Genomic DNA, 20,890 nt, shown 5'->3' with positions numbered 1-20,890 from the left:
GCTCGGCCATCGCCCGCCTCAACAAGAGCCGCGTCCTTGAATCGGATAGTCGCCATCCTCGCCCTGTGTTGCAGCCTTCCCCTTCATGCCGCCTCGCCCCAGCGCCTGGCCGAACTGGCCCTCGATCCCTACTGGATCGCCATCGGCCACTACGAAACCGGCAAGCTCGGCGGTTGGCGCAGCTATGTCGACGACGATGACTTCTTCCTCGCCGAGAACGGCGCTCACGATCCCGCGGCCGAACTCGCCGCCACGGTAAAGGCGCTGTACCAGCCAGCCGACCTGGGTGACCGTCATCCGCAGTGCATCTATCCAGCGCGCACGCGCTGGCTCAAGGCGCAACTGCAACTGACCGATCTGCCCACGCCGGACTGCGCCGAGTACCGAGCGTGGATGACCGACGTCAACCCGAACAGCGCCGTGCTGGTGTTCCCGGCCGCCTACCTGAACAGCCCGTCGTCGATGTTCGGCCACACCCTGCTGCGCATCGACCAGCCCGATATCGACAGCCACAACACCGCGCTGCTCAGCTACGCGCTGAACTTCGGCGCCTTCATCGAAGGCGACGACAACAGCATCCTCTACGCCTGGCGTGGCCTGATGGGCGGCTACCCCGGCCTGTTCGCCCTGGTGCCCTACCACGACAAACTCAGCGAATACAGCCGCCTGGAAAACCGTGACCTGTGGGAGTACCGGCTGAACCTGACGCCCGAGGAAACCCGGCGCATGGTCGAGCACGTTTGGGAACTCAAGCAGATCCGCTTCGACTACTTCTTCTTCGACGAGAACTGCTCCTACCGCCTGCTGGAGCTGCTGGAGATTGCCCGCCCCGGCGTCGAGCTGACCGAACACTTCCCGCTCACCGCCATCCCCACCGACACCGTGCGCGCGGTCAAGGACGCCGGGCTGATCGAGCGCATCGACTACCGTCCTTCCCGTGAACGCGAGCTGCTGGCCCGCGCCGAACCGCTGGCTGCCGACGAGCAAGCCTGGGTATTGCGCCTGAGCGAAGACCCGACGCAGATGAACGATGCAGCGTTCACTGCCCTGCCCAGCGAGCGCCGCGCGCTGATCCAGGACGCCGCCTTCCGCCTGGTGCGCTACCAGGCCAACGACAACGAACGCAGCGTCACGGCGCAACGCAGCTTCCAACTGCTCGGCGCGATCAGCCGCAACCCGCCGCCGTCACTGGATATCGAACGCCCGCCTTTACCCGAGGAAGGCCATCAATCGCGCACCTGGCAACTGGCCGGTGGCAGCCGTGACGACCGTGCCTTCGCCGAGTACGGCCTGCGCATGGCGTACCACGACCTCAACGACAACCTCGACGGCTTCCCGCTGGGTGCGCAGATCGAAATCCTCCAGCTCAAGCTGCGCCAGTACGAGAACAACCACTGGCAAGTGCAACGCCTGGACTTGGCCAACATCCGCTCGCTGACGCCGCGCAACGCCCTGCTGCAGCCGTTGTCCTGGCAAGTCGGCGGCGGGCTGGAACGGGTACTCGGCAAGGATGGCGACACCCCGCTGGTCGCGCATATCAGCGGTGGCGCCGGTGCCAGTTGGCAACTCGACGACGAACTGCTCGGCTTCGCCCTCGGCACCACACGCCTGGAGTACAACGAAGACTTCGCCTCCGTGATCTCCCCAGCCCTGGGCTTCAACACCGGCCTGCTCTGGCGCAACCCGGTGGGTAACCTGACCCTGGAAGCCGCAGGCGACTACTTCCACAACGGCGAAGTCCGCCGGCGCTTGTCGCTCAACCAGCAATGGGAAGTGTCACGCAACCTCGGCCTGCGCCTGAGCGCCCAGCGCGAATTCAGCCAACTGGCCAGCCCAGTCAACGAGGTGAAGCTGGAGCTGCGCTGGTATCACTACTGACTTAGCGCCTGCCAACGCAGGCCAGTAGGTATGAGGACGTGCGACGGCGCTCACCGCGCAGAAGCCCTCCTATACTGCAATCTCCACCGTCCGTTCGGAGAGCCGTCATGCGCCGTCTATTCGTGTTTCTCGCTGCCGCACTGATCAGTCTGCCCCTATGGGCCATGCACTGCCCGCAGGACATGGCCAAGATCGACGAGATGCTACAGAACGATCCGCCCAGCGATCCCGAGGTCGTGGCCAAGGTCAAAGAATTGCGCGCCGAAGGCGAGGCCCTGCACAAGGCTGGCGATCATGCCGAGTCGGCTCGCGTGCTGGGCGAGGCGCTCGACCTGCTATCCGCCAGCGAGTAACGCCGGCGGTTCAGAAGCCGCTGTAGATCAATCCCAGGGCCGCCTGGCGCAACGCCTGCAGATCCACGGGTTTGCTCAGGCAGACGTCTGCACCACGCGCCCGGGCTTCCTCGAACAGGCGGGTATCGGCCACGGCACTGATCACCATGACCGGCACGTCGCGCAAGCGCGGCTCGTTGCGCATGGCATCCAGCACATCCAGGCCGCTGCCATCGGGCAGGTCGATATCCAGCAGCACCAGCGCTGGCGTCTGCAGGTGTAGCTCAGCCAGGGCACTCTGCCGCGAACTGACGCCACGCACGTCGGCAAACTCACGCAGCGATTCCTGCAACACCCGCATGCATGCTGGGTGATCCTCCACGCACAGCACCGGCACCAGACTACGAGCCGGCTGCACCTCTTCCAGAGCCTCGTTCGGCCGGTCGTCCTCTGGGCTGGCGGCACTGGGCAGGTCGAGCCAGAAACGACTGCCCACACCCTCTTCGCTGCGCACGCCAATCTCACCCTCCATCAGGCTGGCCAGCTCGCGGCACAGCACCAGCCCGATCCCGGTGCCGGGAATGTTGGAACTCTCCCGCCCCAGACGCTGGAATGGCTGGAACAGCTGGGCCTGCTGCTCGGCGGACAGCCCCGGGCCGGTATCGTCGACCCACAGCCGCACGCAGTCGGCACGGACTTCATAGCCCATGCGGATCATGCCCTGCGGGCTGTTGTACTTGATCGCGTTGGACAGCAGGTTAAGCAGGATCTGCCGCACCCGGCGCGGGTCGCCCTGCACGTAGAGAGGTGGTTCGGCAGCGGCCATCACCTGCAGTTGCAGCCGGCGTTGCTGGACTTCAGGTTGCACCAGCTCGGCACAGCCATTGAGCAGCGCCCCGATCTCGATGGCTTGCAGTTGCAATTGCTGACGCCGGCTCTCGATGCTGGAAAGGTCGAGGATGTCATCCACCAGTGAGGTCAGGTGACGGCTGGCATGGACGATCTCGCGGGCATAATCGGCCTCCTGATGGGCGTCGGCCTTGTCCTGCGTTTCCAGCTCGATCAGCTGGGCGAAACCATGGATGGCATTGAGCGGTGTGCGCAGCTCATGGCTCATGCTCGACAGGAAGCGGCTCTTGGCCTGGCTCGCCGCGTGCGCTTCGAGGCTGGCATGGCGCAACTCCTCCTGCACCTGCTTGAGCCGGGTGATATCCACGTGCGTACCGGCGATCCGCCGTGGCCAGCCAGTGGCATCGCGCTCCAGCAGACGTCCACGGCTGAGCAACCAGACATACTCGCCATGACGGTCGAGGTAACGGTACTCGGCGTCGAAATACTCCTCACCTTGCTCGGCGAACAGCTTGCGCAGATGACGCAGACGCTCAACATCGTCCGGATGCACGCGCTGGTTGAACTCGCTCAGGGTAATCAGGCTGGCGCCGAGGCCGAAGCGCCGCACGAAGCGCTCGCTCAGTTCGATGGTCAGGGCTTGAGCGTCGATCTGCCAGAGACTTTCGGTGGTGTTGTCCAGCACCAGTTGCAGCAGATCTTGAGTGTCCTGGCGCTGGCGCTCGCTGGTCTGCAACTGTAAAGCAGCCTGCTGCACGGCTTCGGCCAACTCGCTGACCTCGCGAATGTGGCTCTGCGGCGCATTCGGTGGATACTCGCCCTGACCGAGACTGCCGGCCATGTCGACGACACCGTTGATCGGCCGCGCCAACTGCTCGCTGAGCTGACGCGAACGCCACCACATGCCGGCGAAAAACAGCAGATAGAAAAACAACAGACCGGCAATCAGCAAGTAGCCAATCTGTTGGTAGCGCTCGGCCAACTGATTGGTGTCACGGAATATCTGCTCCTCATCCACCACCAGCATCAGTCGCCAGCCGGTTTGTGGGATGACGCTCCAGGCGACCAGTTGCTTGCGGCCACCCAACAGCACCTCTTGTACGGTGCCTGTACCCTCGTTCATCGTTGCCAGCAGAGGCTCCATCCCCTTGCGCTGCAACAGGCTGAAATCCTCTGGCTTGAGCACCTCACGGCGCACGGCCTCTTCATAGGAATACTGCGTCAGCTCGCGCAGGCCGAAATCCAGCTCCCCCGCCGCCGGCAGCGCCATGATCCGGTTGTCATGACTGACCAGCATGGCGTAGCCGTGCCAGGGCACGTTCAGCTCGTCGATCTCGCCCAGTACCTGGTCGACGGTGATATCGAAACCCACCACGCCTTCGAGAAAATCCTTGCGGTACACCGGGGCAATGGCCGACATCATCCAGCCCTGCCCGGCGGGGTCGAGGTAGACATCGGTCCAGACCAGCTTGCGCTGCGGGTTGTGCTTGGCATCGGCCAGGTAATAGAAGTTGTAGTCCGGTATCACCATGTCATGGGGATACTGCGCCGGCGTTTCGAACCAGGGATAAATCCGGTTGTAGCTGTCCCAACTGTTGAAATAGAGCGCCGCCACCAACGGGTTGGCCTGATGGATCGAACGCATCAAGGGGTCGACCTGCGAGAGCCGCATCACCTTGGCGTGATCCTGCTTATCCAATGGCGTGGTATTGGCATAGAACGACGCCGCACGGCCATCATCACTGCGCGAGTAAAAGACGCCAGAAGACGTCGTGGCGTAGCGCTGCAGCTCCGTGTCATCCGGGCGGAAGCGGGTATCGAGCAGCGCGCGCTGCACCGCATCGCGAAAGACCTGAACCTGCACCTCGATGGAACGCAGACGCCCGTCGATGATCTGCGCCTCACGCTGCGCGGCGCTGGCCAGATCACGCACGGCGGTTTGCTGCAGATGCGCCACCTGCTCGTCACGAATCGCCTGGTTGCTCAGCAGATACACCGCGATCAACACCGACTCCACCAGAACCAGCGGGATCAACGCACTCTGCACGAAAGCCCGCCAAATCCACTGACGCAGGGGATAACGGCTACTCGGCATGACGACTCCTATCCAATGGCCCATCCCGGGCAGGCGGGGCCATCATAGCGTCACTGAACCGAATACGCAGTCGACGCGATGGAACCTTTGCCGTAAACTCCGTGTCCTAGCTTTACACCAAGGTTTTGGGGTCGATTAGGATTCGACGCCGGTAGCGAAGCTCGAGGTGCATGCCGACTTGGTAACAGAAGTCGTAAATCAACTGTTGCAACTTTCTATAGTTGCCAATGACGAAAACTACGAGGGCTACGCTCTCGCTGCGTAAGCGGCGCGACTAGTCCTTCTGGTAGCTTCGGCTCCAGCGATCACTAGGGGATGCCTGTAAACCTGAAGTGATTGTCATGCAGAACAGGATCGCCGCGTAGTACGTTGTGGACGAAGTGGCTAAAACTTACACAACTCGCCCAATGCACCCTGCCCGTCGGGCGGCTGAGGGTTAACTCAATAGACACGGCTAAGCATGTAGTACCAACAGTGGAGAACTGGCGGACGGGGGTTCAAATCCCCCCGACTCCACCAAATAAACCCCTGATTTTCCTAGAGAAAGTCAGGGGTTTTTCTTTGGGGTGTAGAAAAGGTCTCGGAGCGTTAGGCCTGCTGGAGAAGATCGATTTCGATGTCTGAAAAATTGCTGATCTTCACCGAACCATCGGGAAACCGGGCAATGACGTCCAACTGACCACCCATGGCTTCGATATGGCTACGCAACGTGGAAATGTACATGTCAGTACGTTTTTCCATCTTGGCGATGGATGGTTGCTGTACATGCAGCACCTCAGCCAGCACCTTCTGTGACAACCCTCGAGCCTGGCGCAGCTCATTAAGCGGCATCTCTGCAAGCAGCTCCTGGGCTTTGGCCTCTACCCTGGCCTGAGCCTCAGGCGCCATTTTTGCGCGCAGCTCTGCAAATTTCTTAGCCATCTATCAAGCCCTCCTTACGAAGCTGTTCCAGATGTTCGTCATACAGTCGATCAGACAGCGGAACGTTGATGTCATACCAACGATCATCACCGGTCTTGTCGCCACCAATCAGCAAAATAGCCGAGCGTCTAGGATCGAATGCATACAGGGTTCTGTAAGGTCGTCCTTCGTGCTGCGTCCTCAGCTCCCGCATGTGGCTGTGACGAGAACCATTGATTCCGCTGCTGTGTGGGAAACCAAGTGACGGGCCGCGCTCCTCCAAGAGCTGGACTGACACCGCAACAGACACCTGCTCCTCAGCAGACAAGCTTTCCCACCACTCACCGAATTCGTCGGTGTATTCAATATCCCAAGCCATGACGAAAATATAACCCCAAAGGAATATTCCATCAATGGAATATATGATTCACAGAGACGAGGGCGAACCAAAGCGTACCGCATCCTGCAGATGATCCAGCGCCAGGTGCGCATAGCGCATGGTCCTGGCCAAGGCGCGGCGGAACGAGGTTATGGCTGAGCTCGACTGGCCGTATTGCTGCCAGTGACTGACGATCTTGGCTTAGAGCTCTGCAGTGATCGGCACCGAACGAACCTTGCCGTTCTTGGTTCCACTGAAGGTGATAACGCCATTGCGCAGGCCGGTCGGTTTCAGCTTCTCTGACTCTGACCACTGATCCCCAGTGGCCAGGCTGAGCGAACCGAAAGCCAAACAGCGACGGTTTATCGGCCAGACCGATCAGTCTGGATTTGCAACGATCTGGGCCCGGCAGATGCTTCGAAGCGCTAGGATTAACCCTTGGTCTTGAACCTATTGTGGAAACGTCAGCACTTGATAGGTTCAACGTCTCATCAGCAACACGCCAGCGCCAGTAACGCTCGGATTTGCACACAAGTAACCGATATAGCCGAGGCAGAATCCGCAAGGCCAATACCCTAATCACCCAGTCGATTGGTTGCGGTATTGCCTGGGCGACATGGCCAGGCGTTGGCGAAAGGCCTGGCGGAACACCCGGTCGGACTGGTAGCCGACCTGTGCGGCGATCTGTGCCACCGAGGCATTGCCAGCGCGCAGCAGCTCGGCAGCGAGGGTGATGCGCCAGGCATTGAGGTAGTCGATCGGTGACTGACCAATCAACCGGCAGAAGCGCGCCGCAAAGGTCGAACGTGACAGGTTAGCCACTGCAGCCAGTTGCGGCACGCTCCATTGGCGCTCCGGCGCTTCGTGAATGGCCAACATGGCCTTGGAGATGTAGGGATCCTGCAGGCCCTTCAACCAACCGGGCGAGAAGCCCTTGTCGCTGAGGATGTAGTTGCGCAGCAGGCCAACCACGATCAGCTCGGCCATTTGCTTGGCCACGGCGTAATAACCGGGCCTGGCGTCAGCCAACAACGCCTCGATGGTCGGACGCATGAGGCTGAGGATGCTGGCCTCTTCGTCGCGCAGCACGATGAAATCCGGCAGTGCCGCGAGCACGAAGCCACCCTGCCCGCTGTGAATGTTGAACGCCAGCCCGAGTAAACGGCACGCCACACCGCCCCCGCCGTGCACCACGGAAATAGCCGACCCAGGCTGCTCGCTGCGATCCAGCCTGGGCGAGCGCGACTCGCTCCAGTTAAGCGCTTGCAGGTCGGTGATGGCGACGCCCAGTTGCGACAGCAACTTGCATTCGCCACCGCGTGGCACCAGCAGCGTGTCGCCCTCGAAGAGCCGCAAGATCGCGCCCGTGGAGGTCTCCACCACGAATGCGCCCTCGGTGACGATAAAACAGAAACCGGGCTGGTAGTCGTGCACGCGCACGCCCCAGGGCGCCGAGAGGTGCCAGCTGGAGATGCTGGTCGACTCGACCTTCAACATCGATAGGAAGTGACTAAGTAGATCCATGGCACACGCAATCGAGAGTATTCATCCGAATATTCGGCTTTAAAGGCATTTAATGTCCAGGCATCGACTTCCAGAATATCCGGCACAACAACAAACCGGAGGGTGTGCAAATGGCTGTCGAAGCTGGTCTGCAATGGCGTGCTGGAAAACGAGTCGCGGTGATCGGCGCAGGGCCGGGTGGGGTTTCTGCCGCTTTGGCCCTGCACAAGCAGGGCTTCGATGTACGGATCTTCGAGAAGCAGCCCGCCCCCAAACCTCTGGGCGGGGCCGTGCTGCTGAGTGTGCCGGTGCTGGCAGTGCTGCGTGATTACGGCGTCGATCTGGACAACTTCGGCTCGTTCACCGTCACCGAGTTTCGCAACAACAAGAACCGTCTACGCTCGCGCCTGCCCTTCAACCAATCGGTGGAAAAATCCTTCGGTATCGAAGGCTGGCACTACGGCATGCTGCGCGCCAATGCCTTCGCACGGATGATGGAGTTGCTGCCCGCAGGCATGCTGGTGGCCAATGCCGAATTCGAGCGCTACACGCAGACCGCAGATGGCGTGAGCATCATCTTCAAGGACGGCAAGCGCATCGATGCCGATCTTCTGGTCGGTGCAGATGGCATCCGTTCCGGCGTATCACGTCAGGCCTTCGGGCAGCCCGAGCTGTTCCACGTCGGTCTACGCGTCTGGCTGGCCTGGTGCGATCCCATAGAAGGGATTCCCGCGCAGACCGGGCGCATCATCCACTCTCACAAGCACCAGGCCAGCTTCTTCCCGATGCTGCATGACGGTAAGCCCGGCTACGAATGGTGGATCGTCGAGCCCTGCCAGGAAAATGCGCCTGCGCCGCAGGATGTTGGCGATTACCTTGGCAAGATCCTGCGCCACTTCCCCGATCCATTGCCGCGCTTGCTGCAGGCCACCAACCCGCGAACGCAAATATTCAAATGGGATATCTACAACCGCCCCTCATTACAGCGCTGGAGCAGCGGCCGCGTGGTGTGCCTGGGCGACGCCGTTCATCCTGTTTCGCCCTACGCGGCCTATGGCATGGGCATGGCCATCGAGGACGGCTACTTCCTGGCCCGAGCGCTGAGTGGCGCCGACCTCGGCGATGAGCAGCAGGTCAGCGCAGCCTTTCATGACTTCGAGGAACAGCGGGTGGCCTACGTCAACCACCACGTCGAGTTCGCCAGGAAACTGGGCAACGTTTTCCATCAATTGCCCTATCCACTGGCCAAGCTGCGCGACTGGGTCTTCGACCATACCGGCCTGCTCGATCGGATGATCAGGCGCGACTACCTCGCCGACGCAGAAAAGATGTCGCTGGCGATGCAGGAACTGCATCAGGCCTGACGTCACGGCTGATGAAACAGGGCGTTAATCGCCCCTCGGTTCCATGGCCATATTGAGGAAAACAGCACCCCGCTCTATCGTGCCTGCGGCTCGCCACGACGGGCTCCGGCGCCCACCACGAGAGGGCTGCCGGTCATCTCAAAAGCGCGTCTGCCAGGCACGTTGGGTTACCCGCCGAAACGCACCTGGCCCGGGCTCGCATGAGCCCGGACGACGCTCACCCTATGCGCCTGAAACGACAAGGAAGATGCCGTGCCCCTGAGACAGGCTTGCCCTGCTGCTCGATCCGCTTGCGCCCTGCACTCGCCTCTCTTCTTCGCTCCTCATCGCCAGTCATTACCCGCGCACCGACCATCTCTCGGCAATTACACTACCGCACCTGAAGCCATACCCACGCACCAGCCAGAGCCCTCATGAACGAACGCATTTCCGAAAGCCGGCTTCGCCGCATCCTCAGCGGTCTGATGCTGGCCCTGTTTCTCGCCGCTCTGGATCAGACCATCGTGGCAGTGGTCCTGCCAGATATGGCGCGCACCCTGGCACTACCCGATTACTTGCCCTGGGTGGTTTCGGCCTATTTGCTGGCCATGACGGTGGCCGTGCCCATCGCCGGCAAGCTGGGCGATCTGTTCGGCCGTACCCGCCTGCTGCAGGGCGCCATCCTGCTGTTCATGCTCGCATCCCTGCTGTGCGGCCTGGCCCGCGACACCGGCGAGCTGGTTGCCGCGCGCGCCCTGCAGGGCATCGCGGCAGGGGCGATGATGAACTGCATCCAGAGCCTGATCGGTGAGCTGATTGCTCCGGCCGAACGTGGCCGCTACCAGGCCTGGTTCAGCGGTATGTTCGCCATCGCCGGCCTGTTGGGGCCACTCCTGGGCGCCTGGATCGGGCAGTGGTCGTGGCGAGGTGTGTTCCTGATCAACCTGCCCCTGGGTCTGCTTGCCCTGCTGCTGGCTCGTCGTGGTTTACAAGGGCTGGGTAATAGCCAGACAGGTAAGCAGGTCGATTATCTGGGATGCCTGCTACTGACCCTCGGCCTGGGCAGCGTGATGCTGCTGATCACCCGCATCGGCCATGGTGAGCCTTGGCAAAGCACCGAGCATGCCTGGCTGTTCTTGCTCGGCGCATTGGGCAGTCTGGCCTTTGCCTTCTGGCAAACCCGCGCCAGCGAGCCCTTGATCCCACCGGCTTTGCTGCGCATTGGCACCCTGCGCGCCAGCCTGACGGTGATGCTGTTCAGCAGTTTTCTCGCGGTAGGCCTCGCCGTACTGATCCCACTGCAGGCCCAGGGCAGCAACGCCACGCCCCTGCTCACGGCCCTGGCAGCAGGCGTGCCCCTCGGCGCCTTTGCCGGCGGACGCCTCAGCGCTCGCCTGAAACGTTACAAGCCGCTGATCCTGATGGGTTGCAGCGCCCTGCCCTTCTGCCTGGCCGGTGTCGCCTGGGCCGGCAGCAGTCAGGTCCTACTGCTGGTCTGTCTGCTGCTGACCGGCGTGGCACTGGGGCTGCAGTTTCCCACCGCGCTGGTGGCCGTGCAGAACGCCGCGCCACGCGCCCAACTGGGCGTTGCCACCGCCTGCTGCGGCCTGGTTCGCGGCTTGGGAGGAGCGCTGGGCGCAGCGCTGCTGATGAGTCTGTTCGTCGCCCTGAGCGACAGCCAAGCCTCCCAGGCATTCGAGCACGTGCTGCTGATGTGTGCCGGGCTGGCCATGCTACCGCTGCTGATTGCCTGGCGTATGGAGGATCAGCGCCTGGCCGAACAGGTGGCCAGCCGCTAAGGGCCGCTAAGGATTCGCTCAGCCCTTCTGGTAGTAACCGACGGCCACCAGGTAGTGACCGACCTTGCGCAACAGGGCGTGCTTGTTCTCCACCTTGCTGGTTACCGGGTTCTTCCAGCGGTAGTCGAACTCCGCCGTCTTGGCGTTCTGCATCAGCTTCAGGATCGGTTCACCGACTGGCTGACCATCGGGGTCACGGATGGTCGCGAAATCCATCCCCAGCAGGCGTTTGTTGTAGCCATGGGCGACATAGCGCTGATTGCGCAGGTCGATGACGAACACGTACAGATCGTCTTCGCGGAAGCTCGCCGACAGGCTGTTGATCGCATCGAAGCTGCCATCGGGATCCTGCTCGATGGCCTCCGCCGCGCGCTGCAACAGCCCTTGAGCCTGCTGCTTGGAGGCGCGCGGCAGGTAGTGGCCGACGGCGATGAAACGATCCCCAACGCGCTGGAAGTAGACGCGCTTGAGTTCTTCGCGGCCATCCCGCCAGTTCATCCAGCGGTAGTCGGCCACTTGCACGCCCTCGGTCGCTTCCAGTGCCTGGGCAAAGGCCTCACGCAGTTCCGGCTCCAGCACGGAGTTGACGTCACGGCCGATCAGCACCACCGACGGGCCACCGCTGGCCAGCATGGTGCCGGCGCTGTCGACCACGAAGACGTAGCGGTTGTCCTGGATGAATTCACCCTGGCGACTGAACACCGCGAACGCCGCATCGCCTTGTAGCCGGTAATACTCGACAGCCTGCCGCAGCAGTTCAAGCGAGCGCTGTTGCTCGTCCTCGGCATGGGCGGTGCCGAACAAGGCCAGGGTCGCCAGCACAGCTATCCGTAATGAATCAAAACGCATCAGAGTCTCTCCGTTCTGGCTGCACGGCAGCTCGGTAAGAGCCGCCCGAAAGGCCGCCTGACCTTGGCAGGCAGCGGCACGCCCACAGGCGTGATAGCGCTGGCGCTTACTCCTCGAAGATGGCCACGGCGCGCACGAAGCCTGCCGAGGCATGCTTGATCTTGTAGGGGAAGCACGACACCTGGAAACCATGGGCCGGCAGGCTCTCCAGGTTGGCCAGTTTTTCCATCTGGCCGTAGCCGATGTCGCGTCCGGCCTTGTGCCCTTCCCAGATCAGCGCGGCATCGCCCGTTTCGGCGAAGCGTTCGCGGGTGTACTTGAACGGTGCGTCCCAGCTCCAGGCATCGGTGCCGACCACGCGCACGCCGCGCTCCAGCAGATACAGGGTGGCCTCACGGCCCATGCCGATACCGGCCTCCAGATAGCCCGGCTGGCCGAACAGGCTGCCGGCACGGGTGTTGACCAGCACGATATCCAGCGGCTGCAGCTCATGACCGATGCGTGCCAGCTCCGCTTCCACCTCGGCGGCGGTGACGACGTGGCCATCGGGCAGATGACGAAAATCCAGCTTCACGCCCGGCTGCAGGCACCACTCCAGCGGCAGCTCGTCGATGCCGAAGGCCGGCTTGCCGCCATCGGTGGTCGAGGCGTAATGCCAGGGCGCATCCATGTGGGTGCCGCTGTGGGTGGTGATGCTCAAGCGTTCGGCAGCCCAGGACTCATCGCCCGGCAACTGCTCCTTGCGCAGGCCGGGGAACATCGCAGCCATTTCCGGCCAGCCTTGCTGGTGATCCATGTAATCGATCTTCGGCAGCAGCGGCGGCGGATCGGTGTAAGGGTTGTTGTCGAGAGTCACGGACAGGTCGACCAGGCGGCGAGTTTTCTGGCTCATAGCGGAGCTCCTGCAAGAGTGGGCACGACGCGGCGAGACGACCGCGTAGCAGACAGATTCAGGGCATTGCGGATCAAGGCGTTGGCCGAGCCGTCATGACGAAAGCCCAAGGCCTTGGCCTGCGGGGTGCGCAGTGGCGGATAGCGGCCGAACAGCGCCTCCAGCTCAGGCTCCGGAGCGAAGCTGACCAGCGCCCGGCGCGGCTCACCCAGGATGCCTACCAGCGCGTCGAGCACCTGTTCGATGGAGAGGTGCAGCACCGGCAGTTGCTGCACGGGGTTGGCGCTGCCGCGTGGCAACTCGGCGGCATGGATCAGGTTGTCGACGCAGCAACGGGCGGACATCCACCAGGCCGTCGCCTGGGGTGACACGGGGCAGGTGTAGGGCTCCCCTGCGGCCACGGCATGCAGCAGGTCGCTCATGAAGGCCGACTTCAAGCCATTGGCCTGGCGCGGCCGGGCGACGATGCCGGGAAGGCGCAGGGCGATGCCATCCACGTCGCCGCGCCGCGCCAGATCGGTGAGTTGAGCTTCCACCATGAGCTTGTGGCTGCCATAGGACAGTTTGGGCTGGCTCAGCGACGCTTCGTCCATACGCGACGGCAGGTCGGCGCCATACACCGCCACGCTGCTGGCGTACACCAGGCGCGGCGGGCGGTTGCAATTGCGCAGTTGATTGAGCAGTTCCAGGCTGGCCTGCAGGTTGACCTGGTAGCCCAGCTCGTAGCGCGATTCGGCAGCCCCGCCCGGTACGCTGACCAGGTGAAAGACGACATCGATCCCATCGGCCAGCGCACGGCGAATCAGGGCCGCATCGGTGACGCTGCCGAAGTGACGGCGAATGCGCGGGTCGTCGGGCAAGCCGGACAGCTCCTGATCCAGCAGCAGCAGCGCCTCGATCGGCTGGCCGCGCAGCACGCCGCCCGCCAGCAGGCGCTTGACCAGCTCACGGCCGATGAAACCATTGGCTCCGGTGATCATCACGCGCATGGCGATACCTCTTGCACCACGCGCTGGTCGATGGCGCCGAACAGCAGGCTGCCATCGGCGCAGCGCGCTTCCATGCGGATGCGATCGCCAAAACGCATGAAGCCGGTGCGGGGCGCGCCGTGCTCGATCATCTCGATGGCGCGACGTTCGGAAATGCAGGCCGAGCCGACACTACGGTCGTTATTGGAGACCGTGCCCGAGCCGATCAGGGTGCCGGCGCTCAGACGGCGAGTCAGCGCCGCGTGGGCGATCAACTGATCGAAGCCAAAGTGCATGGCGCCGCCGTGCGGATGGCCGAACCACTCGCCGTTCCATTCGATATGCAGCGGCAACTGCACGCGTGCATCGCGCCAGGCCTCGCCCAGCTCGTCCGGGGTTACCGCCACCGGGGCGAAGCTCGACGACGACTTGGCCTGGACGAAGCCGAAGCCGGTGCGCATTTCACGCGGGGCCAGGGCACGCAGACTGACGTCGTTGAGTTGCAGCAGCAGACGGATATGCCGGCGCGCCTGCTCGGCGCTGCAGCCCATCGGCACCTCGTCGACCAGCACGGCGAACTCGCCCTCGAAGTCGATGCCATGAGCCTCGCTGGGCAGCGGGATGTCCTGGCACGGGCCGATGAAGTCATCGCCGGCGCCCTGGTACATCAGTGGCGTGTGCTCCACGCCCTCGATGGGATCGAGGTGGAAGGCCTTCTGCATCAGCTCGCCGTGGCTGAGGAAGCACGAGCCATCCAGCCATTGCCAGGCGCGTGGCAGCGGCGCCATTACCTGGGTCGGGTCGAAGTCGAAAGCCTCCGCCGCTTCACCACGATTGAGCGCCTCATAACGGCGTTGCAGATCGGCCTCGACGCCGCTCCAGTTGTCGATTGCCGCCTGCAGCGTCGGCGCCAGGTCGGCAACCAGCAGCGCACGGGTCAGATCGCGAGACACCAGCAGCAGCCGTCCATCACGGCTGCCATCGGCGAGAGTGGCCAATTTCATGCGAGCACCTCCAGCAGTTCGGGGGCATAACGGCCATCGAGCAGAATGAACACCATGCGCGCCATGGCGTCGGTGCGGTTGCTCCAGGCATGGTTGGTGCCGCGCTGCACGACGATGTCGCCGCGCTTGAGGTGCACCTCCTCCTCGTCCAGCACCAGCCACACTTCGCCCTCGGTGACGATGCCGTAGTCCAGGGTTTCGGTGCGGTGCATCAGCTTGTGCTTCGAGTCGGCCTGGCCGGTGCCGGCGTGCGATTCGCCGATTTCAGAAAAGACCGCAGCGGCATCCTCGGCGCTGACCTGGTTCTGGATGCTGTCCGGCGGAATATCCACCACGCGGATCACGCTCCCCAGCGCACCTGGGCTGAGCTGCAGCGGCTTGTCGGTAGGGTCTGCGCCGTTATCCAGCGGTGCCGGGCTGGTGGCACTGTTCCACACCTCGTAGAACACCGTGCCGGGCACGGCCTTGAGCGGAAAGGTGTTGGGCGTTGCGCCAGCCATGGCGACCAGCGCGCGGCCTGCGCCGTCATGGCCTGTGACGATGCGACGGAATGGGGGAAGTGACTGCATGTTCATATCACCTGACAGGTTTGCTCGAAGGACAGGCGCGGGCCTGCGGGGCGCAGGCCGGCCTCATTGCCGTAACCCAGGCAGCAGAGAAAGTTGCTGCGCCAACGGCCATCGGGGAAAAACGTGGCGTCCACCTGCTCGGCATCGAAACCGGACATGGGGCCGCAATCCAGCCCAAGCGCGCGGGCGGCGAGGATCAGGTAGGCGCCCTGCAGGCTGCTGTTGCGCAAGCCGGCCACGAAGGTCGCTTGCGGGTCGTTACGAAAAGCGGCGCCGGCGTCGTAGATCGGGAACAACTGCGGCAGGTGTTCGAAGAACTGGCTGTCCCAGGCAACGATGACGGTCACCGGTGCCTGCAGCATCTTCTCGCCGTTGTGCCCCTTGAGCGCGGGCAGCAGCTTCTGCTTGGCCTCGGCACTGCGCACGAAGACGAAGCGTGCCGGGCAGCAGTTGTTGCTGGTCGGGCCCTGGCGCAGGGTCTGGTAAAGCTGCCGCAGCAGCTCATCGGACACCTCGCGCGCTTGCCACTGATTGTGCGAGCGGGCGTGCAGGAACAGTTGATTGAGCGTGACGGTATTGAGCATATCGGCCATGGCAAATCTCTCTGGCGTCAGGCGGCTAGGGGCGCGGGCTCATGCAGCGCGCGGAACAGGCGATGCAGGGCCAGGCAGCACGCCGCCAGAATCAGTTGGGCGCTGGCGATATAGGTCAGGGCCATGGGCAACGCGGCGAGCTGACCACCGGTGATGGCAATCACCACCAGCGGGCTGATGAACTCACCGGCGAACAACGCGGCGGTGAAGCCGCCACTGGCGCGACCGCGCTGGGTAAAGCTGACGCGGCTCATGATCCAGGTGATCAGGGTCGGCAGCATCAAACCGATGCCCAGGCCGTTGATCAGCACGGCGACGATCACCAGGGCGTGGTTGCCCGCCTGCGCCATCAGCAAGCCGCCCAGACCGGCGGTGGCGAAGGCCAGCAGCATCAGGTGCTGCCGACGCAGGCCACTGAGCAGGCGGAACAGCAGCGCGCCGGCGAGCACGCCCAACTGGTTTGCGCCCATGGTCATGCCAATCTGCTGCGGAGAATTCACGTGCAGCAGGTTGAGCAGATAGCCCGCCTGCACCGGCACGATGAACAGGCTGACTCCGGCCAGGATGGTCAGGGCGTACAGCGGCAGCAGCGCGCTCCAGGGAAATCCTTCGCTCTCGCTGTGCTGATGGCTCACCTCGGCAGCGCGCGGCTCCCACAGCATCCAGGCCATGATCGGTAACAGCACCAGACCCGAGGCATAGAGCACGAAGGGCACGCGCCAGTCGTCCTGGCCCAGGGCGCCGCCGAGGGCGATGAACACCGCTGCCGACAGCGAGGTCGCGACCATCTGCAAGGCGAACAGCCGTTCGCGCCGCGCGCCCTGGTAGTAATCGCCCATCAGCGTGGTGCAGCAGGTCATGATGCCTGCCTCGGCCAGACCGAGCCCGGCGCGACTGGCGACGATGCCAGGCAGCGATTCCAGCCACAGCGGCAGCAGACCGCACAGCGTATAAAGCACCAGCGAACCGAGCAGCAGTGGTTTGCGGCCCAGGCGGTCGGCGATGATGCCGGCAAAGGGCGCCAGCAAGGCGATCATCAGGGCCGGGATGGTCAAGGCGATGGGGGTCAGCACCTCGGCGCCCGGCGTACCCGCGAAATGCTGCTGCATGCGCGGCAGGATCGGCGCAATCAACACCGCCCCCAGCACCGGCAGACAGCTACCGAACAGCAGCAGCGCGGATTGTCCAAGCCCCGCCTGGCGATCAGCGCTCATGCTGCACCTCCTCCGGCAGGATGCCCCAGAACATGGCGCCATAGGCGATCAGCCCCTCTTGGAGGCCGTTGAGCAGCAAGGTCAGTGATTTCATTGGCGGTGCCTGTTGTTGTTTTAGGTAAATGAACGCTTCAGCCGTGGGCGACGCGCGCCACAGGTTCGGCAGGAGCAGTGCCTGCCGGATGCTCAGGCGCAAGCTCGACCACCTGGGCCTTGCGCGTGCCGGCAGGCAGCAGGAAATACGCCAGGGCCGGCAGCAGCAGCAGTGCGCCGACCATGTTCCAGACGAACATGAAAGCCAGCAGGATGCCCATGTCGGCCTGGAACTTGATGGGCGAGAAGGCCCAGGTGCCAACGCCGATGGCCAGGGTGAAGCCGGTGAGCATCACCACCTTGCCGGTGGAGAGCAGCGCGCGGTAATACGCCTGCGACAGGCTGGAGCCCTCGCGCAGGTGGCTGAGCATGATGCTCATGACGTACAGCGCGTAATCCACGCCGATGCCCACACCCAGGGCGATCACCGGCAGCGTCGCGACCTTCACGCCGATGCCGAGCCAGACCATCAGCGCCTCGCAGAGAATCGAGGTGAGCATCAGCGGAATCACCGCACAGAGCGTGGCGCGCCAGGAGCGGAAGGTGATCAGGCACAGCAGGATCACCGCGCCATAGACCCAGAACAGCATCTCGCGGTTGGCCTGCTTGACCACGATGTTGGTGGCCGCCTCGATACCGGCATTGCCGGCGGCGAGCATGAACTGCACCTCGTCGGTGTTGTTGGCGGCGGCGAAGGCTTCGACGTGATCGACCAGGCGCGTCAGCGTCTCGGCCTTGTGGTCGGTGAGGTAGACGTAGAGGGTCAGCAGGTTGCACGACTCGTTGTACAGACCCCGCGGCGCGCTGGCGGTGATCATGTTCAGGGTCGCCTGGTTGTTCTGCAGCTCGTACCACTTGGGGCTGCCTTCGGACAGGCCGACCAGCATGCGGCGGTTGAGCAGCGCCAGCGAGTTGGTCGAATCCACGCCCTGCAGGCTGCGCAGTTGCCAATCCAGCTCATCGACCTTGCGCAGGATGTCGTAGCGCGCGCAGGCCCCCGATGGGGTACGCACCATCACCGCGAACAGGTCGCTGCTGGCCCCGTAATGACGGGTCATGAAGGCGTCGTCCTGGTTGTAGCGCGAGTCGGCGCGCAGCTCCGGGGCACCCGGGTCGAGGTCGCCGATGCTCAGGTGCAGGCTGACCATGAAACCCAGCACTGCCATTGCCAGGCTCACCGCCACGCACAGGCCGGCCCAGGGACGACGGGTGAACAGATCGAGGAAACGCCAGAACGGATGGCGCGCCTGGCCGCTCTGCTCCGCGCGCTCGCTCTTGAGGCTGAGCTCGGCCGCCCTGGGGCTGACGCCGACATAGGAGAGCAGCACCGGCAGCAGGATCAGGTTGGTGAAGATCAGCACCGCTACACCGAGGCTGGCGATGATGGCCAGATCCTGGATGACCTGGATCTTGATGATCATCAGCACGGCAAAACCCACGGCATCGCAGAGCAGCGCGGTCAGGCCGGCGAGGAACAGGCGGCGGAAGGTGAAACGCGCCGCCACCAGGCGATGCATGCCACGACCGATGTCCTGCATGATGCCGTTCATCTTCTGCGCGCCATGGCTCATGCCGATGGCGAACACCAGAAACGGCACCAGGATCGAGTACGGATCCAGCTCGTAGCCCAGCAACGGCAACAGGCCGAGCTGCCAGATCACCGCCACCAGCGAGCAGATCACCACCAGCAGGGTGCTGCGGATGCAGCGGGTGTAGCCGTACAGCACCAGCGTGGTGATGAGGATGGCGGCGGCGAAGAACAGCAGGATCTGCTGCAGACCGGCGATCAGGTCACCGACCTTCTTGGCGAAACCGGTGACGTGGATGGCGATGCTGTCGCTCTGGTACTGGCTGCGCAGTTTCTCGATCTCGTCGGACAGCTGCGCGTAGTTCAGCGGCTGACCATCGGCACTGCGCGCCAGCAACGGCACGTAGATGATGCTGGAGCGCTGGTCGAAGGAGACGAGCTGGCCGATCTCGTTGGAGAGCTGCACGTTGTGCCGCAATTTGGCCAAGGACGCCGGACTGCCATCGTATTCATCAGGGATCACCGGGCCGCCATCGAGGCCCTCCTCGGTGACCGACACCCAGCGAGTGGCCGGTGTCCACAGCGACTTCATATACGCGCGGTCGACGCCCGGCAGCAGGTAGATCTGATCGCTCAGCGCCTGCAGGGTCTTCAGATAGGCAGGGTCGTAGATGTCGCCCTGCTGGTTGGCCACGGCGATACGCAGGGCATTGCCGAGGCCGGACAACTCCTTCTGGTTGGCCAGGTAATTGACGATGTACGGATGCCCGGCGGGAATCATCTTCTCGAAGCTGGCATTGAGTTCGAGGCGCGTCGATTGCCAACCGAGCAGCAGCGTGGTCAGCAGGCACAGCAGCAGCACCCAGTGACGATGGTTGAACAGGGCGCGCTCGATCAGCGAGCCGGAACGCGGATCGAAGGTTGCCTGACTGGCAGGTGTGTCGAATGTCATGAAATCACTCCGAAGCCTTGGCGGCCGACAGAGACAGCGAAGACAGGCCGGCGAAGCCCGCCACGACCAGGCTGCCGTCGGCGGCCTGGGTCAGGCCAGCCAGGGGTTTGCCCTGTGCGGGTTGCAGGATTTGCAGGCGCTTGCCGGCGTCATCCAGCACGAATACGGCGCCTGCCTGGTTAGCCAGCAGCACCCGGCCATCGGCCAGGCGCGTGCCATCGCTGAAGGACACCGGCATCGGCACCGCCAGCGCGTCGATCGAGTCGCCGCCATCACGGATGAGGAAGGCGTTGCCTTTCAGTCCGCCCAGCAACAGCGAGCCGTCATCGCGCGCCACCAGGGTGAAGAACGTGCCCTCGTAAGGGCTTTGCAGTTGCTCGAAGTGCTGCCCGGCATCAGCCGAATGCGCCAGAAAGCCCTGCTCGCCGGCCAGGTACCAGTCGCTGCCCTGTTGCGCCAGTGCGTACAGGTGCAGGCCCATGGGGTTGTCGATCTGGCCGACCATCGACTGCCAGCTCTGCCCGCCATCGTGGGTCTGCAGCGCCATACCGTAGGCGCCGACGACCATGCCATGGCGTGCATCGCTGAAGTGCAGATCGAGCAGGGGTTTGTCCGCGCCGTCATCGACCAGGCGCTGCGCCGCATCGATACGAGCCTGAGCGGCATCGCTATCGCTGGCGCTGGCGAGGGCGTCCTGAGCAGCGCTCAGTTCCAGTTGCGCGGCACGCACGCCATCGAGCTGCACTTGCCAGTTATCCCCGCCATCGCTGCTGGCCAGCACCACGCCAGAGTGGCCCACGGCCCAGCCATGGCGCGCGTCGACGAATTGCACGGCGGTCAGCCCCACCGAGACGGGCACATGGGCTTGGCGCCATTGCTGGCCGTTGTCATCGGACAACAGGATCAGCCCACGCTCGCCCACGGCAACCAGGCGCTCACCGGCGCGCACGACACTGCTGAACACCGCATGAGCGGCATTCGGCACCTGCATGGCCGGGCTTTGCAGCACCCCGCTGACCGCCAGGGACTGTGCCTGAGTAGTCAACGCAAAGGGCAAGGCAAGTGCCAGGAGAAGGCCACTTGCCCAAGTCGATCTGCTCATCATTCACCTCGAACTGCATCGAACAGGGAGGGCCTGCGGGCCCTCCCG

The 20,890-nt window shown here is 63.5% G+C and carries 17 protein-coding genes and 1 other RNA gene; 5 read left to right on the top strand and 13 right to left on the bottom strand.

The features are described 5' to 3' along the window. Positions 1-36 precede the first annotated feature (36 nt). The gene (locus ACODS1_RS09210; RefSeq protein WP_489085398.1) at positions 37-1,878 is read left to right on the top strand and encodes an Lnb N-terminal periplasmic domain-containing protein; all 1,842 of its coding nucleotides are present in this window, start codon (positions 37-39) and stop codon (positions 1,876-1,878) included. Between the two features lie 107 nt (positions 1,879-1,985). Beyond that, positions 1,986-2,231, top strand: coding sequence for a hypothetical protein (locus ACODS1_RS09205; RefSeq protein ID WP_322981339.1), 246 nt, complete (start codon positions 1,986-1,988; stop codon positions 2,229-2,231). A gap of 10 nt (positions 2,232-2,241) precedes the next feature. Here the strand turns inward: ACODS1_RS09205 and ACODS1_RS09200 are convergent, their stop codons facing one another. Next, positions 2,242-5,154 carry a hybrid sensor histidine kinase/response regulator gene (locus ACODS1_RS09200; protein ID WP_489085397.1) on the bottom strand — a complete coding sequence of 971 codons (2,913 nt, stop codon included), beginning with the start codon at positions 5,152-5,154 and terminating at the stop codon, positions 2,242-2,244. Positions 5,155-5,281: 127 nt separating this feature from the next. On the opposite strand from ACODS1_RS09200, the gene ssrA reads away from it, so the two are divergent. Further along, positions 5,282-5,673, top strand: a transfer-messenger RNA (tmRNA) gene (gene ssrA / locus ACODS1_RS09195). A gap of 69 nt (positions 5,674-5,742) precedes the next feature. Here the strand turns inward: ssrA and ACODS1_RS09190 are convergent. The 3 genes from ACODS1_RS09190 to ACODS1_RS09180 form a co-directional block, all read right to left on the bottom strand. Continuing rightward, positions 5,743-6,075 carry an XRE family transcriptional regulator gene (locus tag ACODS1_RS09190; RefSeq protein ID WP_489085396.1) on the bottom strand — a complete coding sequence of 111 codons (333 nt, stop codon included), beginning with the start codon at positions 6,073-6,075 and terminating at the stop codon, positions 5,743-5,745. Beyond that, positions 6,068-6,433: a type II toxin-antitoxin system RelE/ParE family toxin gene (locus ACODS1_RS09185; protein ID WP_489085395.1), complete on the bottom strand. Its 366-nt coding sequence runs from the start codon at positions 6,431-6,433 to the stop codon at positions 6,068-6,070. The genes ACODS1_RS09190 and ACODS1_RS09185 overlap by 8 nt, the downstream gene beginning before the upstream one ends. 579 nt (positions 6,434-7,012) lie before the next feature. Then, a complete protein-coding gene (locus ACODS1_RS09180; RefSeq protein WP_489085394.1) occupies positions 7,013-7,957 on the bottom strand; it encodes an AraC family transcriptional regulator in 945 nt (314 codons plus the stop codon). 110 nt (positions 7,958-8,067) lie between these two features. Between ACODS1_RS09180 and ACODS1_RS09175 the strand changes: the two genes are divergently transcribed. Together ACODS1_RS09175 and ACODS1_RS09170 are read left to right on the top strand one after the other, a co-directional pair. Then, on the top strand, positions 8,068-9,300 hold the full coding sequence (locus ACODS1_RS09175; protein WP_489085393.1) for an FAD-dependent oxidoreductase: 1,233 nt from the start codon (positions 8,068-8,070) through the stop codon (positions 9,298-9,300). Between the two features lie 413 nt (positions 9,301-9,713). After that, entirely contained in the window at positions 9,714-11,078 is a 1,365-nt protein-coding gene (locus tag ACODS1_RS09170; RefSeq protein ID WP_489085392.1) for an MFS transporter, read from the top strand. Positions 11,079-11,096: 18 nt separating this feature from the next. Here the strand turns inward: ACODS1_RS09170 and ACODS1_RS09165 are convergent, their stop codons facing one another. From ACODS1_RS09165 to ACODS1_RS09125, 9 genes are all read right to left on the bottom strand, one after another. Then, entirely contained in the window at positions 11,097-11,927 is an 831-nt protein-coding gene (locus ACODS1_RS09165) for a cache domain-containing protein (RefSeq protein WP_489085391.1), read from the bottom strand. Positions 11,928-12,033: 106 nt separating this feature from the next. Beyond that, a complete protein-coding gene (locus ACODS1_RS09160) occupies positions 12,034-12,819 on the bottom strand; it encodes a cyclase family protein (protein ID WP_322981472.1) in 786 nt (261 codons plus the stop codon). After that, positions 12,816-13,808 (bottom strand): NAD-dependent epimerase/dehydratase family protein, encoded by a 993-nt coding sequence (locus ACODS1_RS09155; protein ID WP_489085390.1) that lies wholly within the window; start codon positions 13,806-13,808, stop codon positions 12,816-12,818. Before ACODS1_RS09155 ends, ACODS1_RS09160 begins: the two co-directional genes overlap by 4 nt. Beyond that, positions 13,799-14,791: a fumarylacetoacetate hydrolase family protein gene (locus ACODS1_RS09150; RefSeq protein WP_489085389.1), complete on the bottom strand. Its 993-nt coding sequence runs from the start codon at positions 14,789-14,791 to the stop codon at positions 13,799-13,801. Before ACODS1_RS09150 ends, ACODS1_RS09155 begins: the two co-directional genes overlap by 10 nt. After that, on the bottom strand, positions 14,788-15,360 hold the full coding sequence (locus ACODS1_RS09145) for a cupin domain-containing protein (protein WP_489085388.1): 573 nt from the start codon (positions 15,358-15,360) through the stop codon (positions 14,788-14,790). The genes ACODS1_RS09150 and ACODS1_RS09145 overlap by 4 nt, the downstream gene beginning before the upstream one ends. A gap of 2 nt (positions 15,361-15,362) precedes the next feature. After that, positions 15,363-15,953 (bottom strand): malonic semialdehyde reductase, encoded by a 591-nt coding sequence (locus ACODS1_RS09140; RefSeq protein WP_489085387.1) that lies wholly within the window; start codon positions 15,951-15,953, stop codon positions 15,363-15,365. Between the two features lie 17 nt (positions 15,954-15,970). After that, positions 15,971-17,167, bottom strand: a complete 1,197-nt coding sequence (locus ACODS1_RS09135) for an MFS transporter (RefSeq protein WP_489085386.1) — start codon at positions 17,165-17,167, stop codon at positions 15,971-15,973. A 131-nt stretch (positions 17,168-17,298) separates the two neighbouring features. After that, positions 17,299-19,740: an efflux RND transporter permease subunit gene (locus ACODS1_RS09130; protein ID WP_489085385.1), complete on the bottom strand. Its 2,442-nt coding sequence runs from the start codon at positions 19,738-19,740 to the stop codon at positions 17,299-17,301. Positions 19,741-19,744: 4 nt separating this feature from the next. Then, positions 19,745-20,842, bottom strand: a complete 1,098-nt coding sequence (locus ACODS1_RS09125; protein WP_489085384.1) for a YCF48-related protein — start codon at positions 20,840-20,842, stop codon at positions 19,745-19,747. Positions 20,843-20,890: the final 48 nt, after the last annotated feature.

It is taken from the genome of Pseudomonas sp. FG29, from assembly GCF_057809355.1.
Note: the sequence above shows the minus strand (reverse complement) of the source record. Positions and strands in the feature narration are given on the sequence as shown.